This is a genomic window from Mesorhizobium sp. WSM4847 (genome assembly GCF_055811335.1).
Genome location: NZ_JBVVPY010000024.1, coordinates 98,584 through 107,199 on the forward strand (window position 1 = coordinate 98,584; position 8,616 = coordinate 107,199).

Sequence of the window (8,616 nt, forward strand, 5' to 3'; positions counted from 1 at the left end):
AAAAACTAAAATACCCCTTTCCCGCCGCTTTTGGCTTTTTCTCCCCCCTAAACAAAAAAATCCGCCCCCAACCCCCCCAAATCCCCAAAACAATCCCCCGCGGCCGCGGGGGCGCGGCGCCCCCCGCGGCAATGATTGCCGCGCTCGATACTGCCGCCAACCCGTCGTCGGTCCATGCCGAAGGTCGTGCCGCACGGCGGCTGATCGAGAATGCAAGGCGCGATGTGGCGCTGCTGGTCAACGCCGGCGCCGAGCATGTCGTGTTCACCTCCGGTGCGACGGAATCCGCCTCGACGCTGCTGACGCCGGATTGGCAGATGGGGCGCGGCACTGTCCGCATGAGCCGGCTCTATGTCTGCGAAGCCGATCATCCTTGTGTGCTGAACGGCGGGCGCTTTCCGGCAGCCCGGGTAACACGCGTCGGCGTCGACGCCGACGGCATTGTCAGGCTGGACGCGCTGGCGGCGGCACTTGGCCGTCATGACAAGGCGGACGGCCTGCCGCTGGTGGCGATCCATGCCGCCAACAACGAGACCGGCGTCATCCAGCCGGTCGGGCGCATCGCCGAAATCGTCAAGGCGGCAGGCGGCATCCTGGTCGTCGACGCCGTGCAGGCAGCCGGTCGCATTCCGCTCGATATGTCAGCGGGTTATGCCGATTACTTGATTCTGTCTTCGCACAAGATCGGCGGCCCCATGGGCGTTGGCGCCATCATCGCCGCCGCGGATCTGATGATGCCAAGGCCGTTGATCGCCGGCGGCGGCCAGGAAAAGGGTCATCGCGGCGGCACCGAAAACCTGGCCGCGATTGTCGGCTTTGGCGCAGCGGCGCGCGAGGCCGTGATCGGATTGAAGCGCATCGACGCCGTCGGCAGCCGCCGCGATGAGATCGAGGCGATCGTGAAAACGCTGGTGCCGGATGCGGAGATCTTCGGAACCGGCGCGCCGAGGCTTGCCAACACGACATTCTTCGCTATTGCGGGCATCAAGGCCGAGACGGCGCAGATCGCCTTCGACCTCGCCGGCGTGGCGCTGTCGGCCGGTTCCGCCTGTTCGTCGGGCAAGGTCGGCCCGAGCCATGTGCTGAAAGCCATGGGATACAATGACAGCCTTGGCGCTTTGCGCGTGTCCATCGGCCACGCAACGAGCGCGCAGGACATCGAACTGTTCCGCACTGCGCTGGCCGGCATTGCCTCACGCCGCGCAGGCAGGGAAGAAGCGGCCTGAGCGCGGCAAACAAACGCAGGCTTTTTGGCCTGGTAGAGCCGTGCGTTTCATGGTGGCCGGGTGAATTCCCGGCAGGGACGCACTATATGGAACTTACGCCGCCTCGGGTGCCTCGCGGGTACTGGTTTCGCGGTGCCATAGTTTGAAAACTGCCGGGCCTTGACCCCGGCGTGGATGGAGAACGCTGATGCCTGCTGTGCAGGACACGATCGATCGGGTTCGAAAGATCGACGTCGACCAATACAAATACGGATTCCAGACCGAAATCGCGATGGACAAGGCCCCAAAGGGCCTGAGTGAAGACATTATCCGCTTCATTTCGGCGAAGAAGGACGAGCCGTCCTGGATGCTGGAATGGCGTCTGGAAGCGTATCGGCGCTGGGTGACGCTGGACGAGCCGAAATGGGCGCGCGTCCACTATCCAAAGATCGATTTCCAGGACCTCTACTATTATGCGGCGCCCAAGAGCACGCCAGGACCGACATCGCTGAGCGACGTCGACCCCGAACTGTTGAGGGTCTATGAAAAGCTCGGCATCCCGCTGAGGGAACAGGAGATCCTCGCCGGTGTGCAGAAGACCGACGCGTCGGAACTCGAGGAAGCCAGCGACAATGTCTACAAGTCGGGCCGCGTCGCCGTCGACGCGGTGTTCGATTCGGTTTCCGTTGTCACCACCTTCAAGAAGGAGCTGGCGCAGGCCGGCGTCATCTTCTGCTCGATCTCGGAAGCCATCCGCGAGCACCCGGAACTGGTGAAGAAATATCTCGGTTCGGTGGTGCCGACCTCGGACAATTTCTACGCCACGCTGAATTCGGCGGTGTTCACCGACGGCTCTTTCGTCTTCGTGCCCAAGGGCGTGCGCTGCCCGATGGAACTGTCGACCTATTTCCGCATGAACGAGAAGAACACCGGCCAGTTCGAGCGCACGCTGATCATCGCCGAGGAAGGGGCCTACGTCTCCTATCTCGAAGGCTGCACGGCGCCGCAGCGCGACGAGAACCAGCTTCACGCTGCGGTTGTCGAACTGATCGCGCTCGACGATGCCGAGATCAAATACTCGACGGTGCAGAACTGGTACCCCGGTGACGCCGAAGGCAAGGGCGGCATCTACAATTTCGTCACCAAGCGCGGCGACTGCCGCGGCCACCGTTCGAAGATTTCATGGACGCAGGTCGAGACCGGCTCGGCGATCACCTGGAAATATCCGAGCTGCATCCTGCGCGGTGACGATTCCAGCGGCGAGTTCTATTCGATCGCCGTGTCGAACGGCTACCAGCAGGTCGACAGCGGCACCAAGATGATTCATCTCGGCAAGAACACGTCGAGCCGCATCATCTCCAAGGGCATCGCCGCCGGCTTCTCGCAGAACACCTATCGCGGCCAGGTCTCGGCGCACCGCAAGGCGACCAACGCCCGCAACTTCACCAACTGCGACTCGCTGCTGATCGGCGACCAGTGCGGCGCGCACACCGTGCCCTACATGGAAGCCAAGAACGCAACGGCGCAGTTCGAGCATGAGGCGACGACGTCGAAGATTTCCGAGGACCAGAAGTTCTACGTCATGCAGCGCGGCATTCCCGAAGAAGAGGCGATCGCGCTGATCGTCAACGGCTTCGTCAAGGACGTCATCCAGCAACTGCCGATGGAATTCGCGGTCGAGGCGCAGAAGCTGATTGGGATCAGCCTCGAGGGCTCGGTCGGCTGACCGGACCGAAAATTTTCAGGAAAAGAAAAAATGCTTGAAATCAGAAATTTGCATGCTCGCATCGTCGATGACGGCACCGAGATCATCCGCGGCCTGAACCTGACGGTGAAAGCCGGCGAGGTCGCCGCCATCATGGGGCCGAACGGCTCGGGAAAATCGACGCTGTCCTACATCCTCGCCGGGCGCGAGGATTATGAGGTGACCGAAGGCGACATTCTCTACAACGGCCAGTCGATCCTCGAAATGGACCCGGCCGAGCGCGCCACATCAGGCATTTTTCTCGCCTTCCAGTATCCGATGGAGATACCCGGTGTGGCGACGATGGAATTCCTGAAAGTGGCGATGAACGAGCAGCGCAAGGCCCGCGGCGAGGAGCCGCTGAAGATCCCGGAATTCCTGAAGCGCGTGAAGGATGCCGCCGCCTTGCTCGACATGGACATGGCGATGCTGAAGCGGCCGCTCAATGTCGGCTTTTCCGGCGGCGAGAAGAAGCGCGCCGAGATCCTGCAGATGAAGCTTCTGGAGCCAAAGCTGTGCGTGCTCGACGAGACAGACTCAGGTCTCGACATCGATGCGCTGAAGATCGTTTCGGAAGGCGTCAACGCGTTGCGCGCGCCGGACCGCGCCATCGTCATCATCACCCACTACCAGCGCCTGCTTCAGTACATCGTGCCGGATAGCGTGCACGTGCTGTACAGAGGCCAGGTTGTCAAGTCGGGCGACAAGTCGCTGGCGCTCGACCTCGAGGCCAATGGCTATGCCGGCGTGATCGGCCAAGCTGCGTGAGATGCCAGAAGGCCAAGAAGGCAAGCCAAACAAGGCGAGACCGATGAATATACATACGACACCCCAGCGAACGCCGGCCGAAACGGCGCTGATCGACGCCTTCAGCGACCGGCTGTCGTTGCTGCCCGGCGACGGCACGGTGATGCTGAAGCGCGACGACGCCATCGAGGCGATTAAGAGCGGCCTGCCGACGCGGCGCATCGAATCCTGGCACTACACCGACCTGCGACGCCTATTGACTTCGGTTCCGGATTTCGATCCCGCAGCCGCCCCAAAAGCCATTGCGCCTGTCGTCGAAGGATCCGCTGTCCTGCCGGTGCTCAACGGCGTGTCCAGTGCGAAAATGCCTGAAATCGAGGGCATCGCCGTGCAGCGCCTGTCGGAGAAGCTGACCGACGGCAGCATCGCACCGGGCCTCGACCTCTACGGCGCCGACGATGCCATCGGCGCGCTGAACACCGCTTTCGTTGCCGACGGCTATTTTGTCGACATTGCCGACGGCACCGAGTTGGACAAGCCGATCGAACTGCAGAACCTGCAGGCCGGCGGCCAGACGCATGTCCGCCTCAGCGTCCGCGTCGGCGCCGGCGCCAAGGCCGTGATCGTCGAGCGCCAGGCGGGCGAGGGCGCCGCACTCGTCAGTTCGGTCAGCCAGCTTCTGCTTGACGAGGGCGCCGAGGTGACCTGGCTGATCGTGCAGGAGCAGCCGGATACGGCGACGCATCTTGCCCAGTTCAAGGCGCATCTTGGCAAAAATGCGAAGCTGACGCTGTTCGTGATGAATGCCGGTGGCAAGCTGGTGCGCCAGGAGATCGTGGTCAGAACGACAGGCGAAGGCGCCGATTTCACGCTGCGCGGCATCAACCTGCTTGCTGGTGATACCCATACCGACGTGACCATGGTGCTCGACCATGCGGTGCCGCACACGGCTTCGACGGAAGTGATCCGCAACGTGGTGACGGGAAGAGCGCGCGGCGTCTTCCAGGGGCGCATCAACGTCCACCAATACGCGCAGAAGACCAACGCCAAGATGGCCTGCAACACGCTGCTCCTGTCGGATGACGGCGAGTTCTCGACCAAGCCTGAGCTCGAAATCTTCGCCGACGACGTCGTCTCCGGCCATGGCGCGACCGTCACCGAGATCGACCACAGCCACCTGTTCTACCTGATGGCGCGCGGCATCGACGAGAAGGCCGCTCGTGGCCTGCTGGTCAAGGCGTTCGTCGCCGAGGTGATCGAGGAACTCGACGACGAAGCGATCGTCGAGGCGCTGGAAACGAGGCTCGACGGCTGGTTCGCGGCGCACGGGTGACAGTGGGTGAGGGTTTGGCGCTTCGGCCAACACCCCTCATCCGACCGAGCTCCGCTCGGCCACCTTCTCCCACAAGGGGAGAAGGAAGAGCGCCTCTCCTTCTCCCCTTGTGGGAGAAGGTGGATTGGCGCGTAGCGCCAAGACGGATGAGGGGTGCTGGAAGGAACGCGGCGTAGCAAGGACTTCGAGATGGACCAGAAAGTCGAAAACATCCCCTACGACGTCGAGGCGATCCGCCGCGACTTTCCGATCCTGTCGCGGGAAGTCTACGGCAAACCGCTGGTCTATCTCGACAACGGCGCCTCGGCGCAGAAGCCGCAGGCCGTGCTCGACGCCATCCAGCACGCCTACGCCCAGGAATATGCCAACGTCCATCGCGGGCTGCATTTCCTGTCGAATGCCGCGACCGACGCCTTTGAGAACGCGCGCAAGATTGTGCAAAGATTTCTGAACGCGCCTGATACCGACAACATCGTCTTCACCTCGAACACGACCGCGGCGATCAACACCGTTGCTTATGGTTATGGCATGCCCAATATCGGCGAGGGCGATGAAATAGTCCTGTCGATCATGGAACACCATTCCAACATCGTGCCGTGGCATTTCATCCGCGAGCGGCAGGGCGCGAAGTTGGTCTGGGTGCCGGTCGACGATCTCGGCATCTTCCACATCGAGGAGTTCGAGAAACGGCTGACCGACCGCACAAAACTGGTCGCCATCACGCACATGTCGAATGCGCTGGGCACCGTGACGCCGATCAAGGAGATCGTCCGCATCGCGCATGCGCGCGGCATTCCGGTGCTGGTCGACGGCAGCCAGAGCGCCGTGCACATGCCGATCGACGTGCAGGACCTCGACTGCGATTTCTTCGTCTTCACCGGCCACAAGGTTTATGGGCCCTCGGGCATCGGCGTGCTCTATGGCAAGAAGGACATGCTGGAGCGCATGCGCCCGTTCATGGGCGGCGGCGAGATGATTGAGGAGGTGACGCAAGACATCGTCACCTACAACGATCCGCCGCACCGTTTCGAGGCAGGCACGCCGCCGATCGTCCAGGCGATCGGGCTGGGTGCGGCGCTCGAATATATGGAAAAGATCGGCCGCGAGCGCATCGCCGCCCACGAGGCCGATCTCAGGGATTATGCCCATCAGCGGCTGCGCGCCATCAATTCGCTGCGCATCTTCGGCGATGCGCCTGACAAGGGCGCCATCATCTCCTTCGAACTGCAAGGCATTCATGCCCACGACGTGTCGATGGTGATCGACAGGCAAGGCGTCGCCGTCCGTGCCGGCACCCATTGCGCCCAGCCGCTGTTGAAACGTTTTGGCGTAACCTCCACATGCAGGGCATCGTTCGGCATGTATAACACCAGAGCCGAAGTCGACGCTTTGGCCGATGCGCTCGAAAAAGCGCGAAAGTTCTTCGGATGACGATCATGGATGATGCAGGCCACACCGCTGAGACCACGTCGGAAACGGTAACCAATGAGGTGGTTTCCGCCTCGGCCATTCCCGCCGACGAACTGGCACGGCTGACCGACGACATCGTTTCGGCGCTGAAGACGGTCTACGACCCGGAAATCCCGGCCGACATCTATGAGCTCGGCCTGATCTACAAGATCGACATCGAGGACGACCGCTCGGTCAAGATCGACATGACCCTGACCGCGCCGGGCTGCCCGGTGGCCGGCGAAATGCCGGGCTGGGTGGAAAATGCCGTCGGCGCCGTCGAAGGCGTTTCCGGCGTCGAGGTCAACATGACCTTCGATCCGCCCTGGTCGCCCGACCGCATGTCGGAGGAGGCGCAGGTCGCGGTGGGCTGGTATTGAGGCGCACTTGCGCCAGGCAGAAAACTTCACCATTTTAGGTGAAGACTCATTCCGCAGGCCTTGAACCTGCGCGAACGCGGAGAAAAAGAATGGGACGCTTCGCCGTCATCACGATGACCGCAAAGGCTGCCGATCGGGTTCGCGAGATCGTCGCGACCCGTGAGAATGCGCATGGCATTCGCCTTGGCATCAAGAAGGGCGGCTGCGCCGGCATGGAATATACGGTCGATCTGGTGACCGAGCCCAACACCAAGGACGATCATATCGAGCGCGACGGCGCCCATGTCTATGTCGCGCCTGAGGCAGCGCTTTTCCTGTTCGGCACCGAGATGGATTTCGAGCAGACGACGCTGCGCACCGGCTTCACCTTCCGCAACCCGAACCAGAGCTCGGCCTGCGGCTGCGGCGAATCGGTGGAGCTCAAGCCGGCCGATCTGAAGGCCCTGGCCGAGGCGCGCGCATCGGCCTGATTTCCCTTCTCCCCGTTTACGGGGAGAAGGTGGCCCGAAGGGCCGGATGAGGGGCAGCGCCGGCCCTGTGATGGTTGCGCCGCCCTCATCTGCCTGCCGGCATCTTCTACCCGTAAACGGGGCGAAGAAATGCTAATCCACCCACATTCCCGTTCGTTTGTGCCAGTCTGCGATCGATTCCTCGGGATAGACGTCGAAGACCTTGTCGTCCTTGCCGATTTCGGGCTCGACCCAGTTCGCCTTGTATTTCAGCATGAGGTGCACCTTTTCAGGCGGTTTCGGCAGGTCTGTGTCGATCGCCGAGGCGAAGGGGTGGACCAGTTCCGGCCAGGTCCGGTCATAGAGCCACAGTGCCGAACCACATTTTTTGCAGAAATTCCGCTCGCCTGACGAGATCTCGCATTGCGGATGCTCGTCGTCCTCGATCTCGGCCTGGTAGACGCCAAGATGGCGCTTGCCCTTGATTTTCAGCGTCTCGAAATCGGCACCGAGATTGATGGCAAAGCCACCGCCGCCCTGCTGCTTGCGGCAGATCGAGCAGTAGCACAGCATGAACGGCACCGGCGTGTGGCTTTCCACCTCGAAGCGGACGGCATTGCACCGGCAGGACCCTTTGAGCAGAAGCGGCATGAAAAACTCCGACGAAATTGGCTTTCAACTTGTCAGGATGGCGCCGGCTGCGGCGATGACAAGGGGAAATCCGGGTGACATGATCGCCGCATGGACAATGAACGCATTGCCGAACTTTTCGAAGGCCTCGGACCGGTCAGCATTCGCAAGATGTTCGGCGGCAAGGGCATCTATTTCGACGGCGTGATCGTCGCCATCGTCATTCGTGACGAATTGATGCTGAAAGCCGATGCGGAAAGCGCGCCCGAATTCGAGGCGGCCGGCTGCCGGCAATGGACCTATACGGGGTCGCGGCACGGCAAGCTGGTGTCGATGCCGTATTGGAGCGTTCCCGACAGCGCCTTCGACGACCCGGATGAGATGGCGGTCTGGGCACGCCTGGCCTATGAGGCGGGGCTGCGTGCCGGCAAATAGGTGCGTCCGCTAGCCACTCAGCTAAAGACAATCGCTCCAGGTTGGCGCCGACCCTCTCCCCGGGGGGGGGGGGGGGGGGGGGGGGGGGGGGGGGGGGGGCCCCCCCCCACCCCCGCCAGGGGGGGGGGGGGGGGGGGGGGGGGGGGGGGGGGGGGGGGGGCGGCCCCGCGGGGGGGGGGGGGGGGGGGGGGGGGGGGGGGGGGGGGGGGGGGGGGGGGGGCGGGGGGGGGGGGGGGGGGGGGGG

At 62.9% G+C, this 8,616-nt stretch carries 9 protein-coding genes; 8 read left to right on the top strand and 1 reads right to left on the bottom strand.

What is annotated here, in order from left to right:
- The first annotated feature begins 80 nt into the window (after nt 1-80).
- The 7 genes from AC0L28_RS27960 to sufA all read left to right on the top strand — a co-directional run bounded on the left by AC0L28_RS27960 (nt 81) and on the right by sufA (nt 7,328).
- Nucleotides 81-1,226, top strand: coding sequence for a cysteine desulfurase family protein (locus AC0L28_RS27960; RefSeq protein WP_473481484.1), 1,146 nt, complete (start codon nt 81-83; stop codon nt 1,224-1,226).
- Nucleotides 1,227-1,413: 187 nt separating this feature from the next.
- A complete protein-coding gene (sufB, locus tag AC0L28_RS27965; RefSeq protein ID WP_027154150.1) occupies nt 1,414-2,931 on the top strand; it encodes a Fe-S cluster assembly protein SufB in 1,518 nt (505 codons plus the stop codon).
- A gap of 30 nt (nt 2,932-2,961) precedes the next feature.
- Nucleotides 2,962-3,717 carry a Fe-S cluster assembly ATPase SufC gene (gene sufC, locus AC0L28_RS27970; protein ID WP_023798289.1) on the top strand — a complete coding sequence of 252 codons (756 nt, stop codon included), beginning with the start codon at nt 2,962-2,964 and terminating at the stop codon, nt 3,715-3,717.
- Nucleotides 3,718-3,760: 43 nt separating this feature from the next.
- Nucleotides 3,761-5,029, top strand: a complete 1,269-nt coding sequence (gene sufD, locus AC0L28_RS27975) for a Fe-S cluster assembly protein SufD (RefSeq protein WP_473481480.1) — start codon at nt 3,761-3,763, stop codon at nt 5,027-5,029.
- 189 nt (nt 5,030-5,218) lie between these two features.
- Nucleotides 5,219-6,460, top strand: coding sequence for a cysteine desulfurase (locus tag AC0L28_RS27980; protein WP_287375997.1), 1,242 nt, complete (start codon nt 5,219-5,221; stop codon nt 6,458-6,460).
- A 5-nt stretch (nt 6,461-6,465) separates the two neighbouring features.
- Complete coding sequence (locus AC0L28_RS27985; protein ID WP_027154153.1) at nt 6,466-6,858, top strand: SUF system Fe-S cluster assembly protein; 393 nt, start codon at nt 6,466-6,468, stop codon at nt 6,856-6,858.
- Nucleotides 6,859-6,947: 89 nt separating this feature from the next.
- Complete coding sequence (sufA, locus tag AC0L28_RS27990) at nt 6,948-7,328, top strand: Fe-S cluster assembly scaffold SufA (protein ID WP_287061847.1); 381 nt, start codon at nt 6,948-6,950, stop codon at nt 7,326-7,328.
- A gap of 132 nt (nt 7,329-7,460) precedes the next feature.
- Here sufA and AC0L28_RS27995 read toward each other — a convergent pair whose 3' ends face one another.
- Nucleotides 7,461-7,958 (bottom strand): GFA family protein, encoded by a 498-nt coding sequence (locus tag AC0L28_RS27995; RefSeq protein ID WP_091591419.1) that lies wholly within the window; start codon nt 7,956-7,958, stop codon nt 7,461-7,463.
- Between the two features lie 90 nt (nt 7,959-8,048).
- On the opposite strand from AC0L28_RS27995, the gene AC0L28_RS28000 reads away from it, so the two are divergent.
- On the top strand, nt 8,049-8,372 hold the full coding sequence (locus AC0L28_RS28000; protein ID WP_091591417.1) for a TfoX/Sxy family protein: 324 nt from the start codon (nt 8,049-8,051) through the stop codon (nt 8,370-8,372).
- Nucleotides 8,373-8,616: the final 244 nt, after the last annotated feature.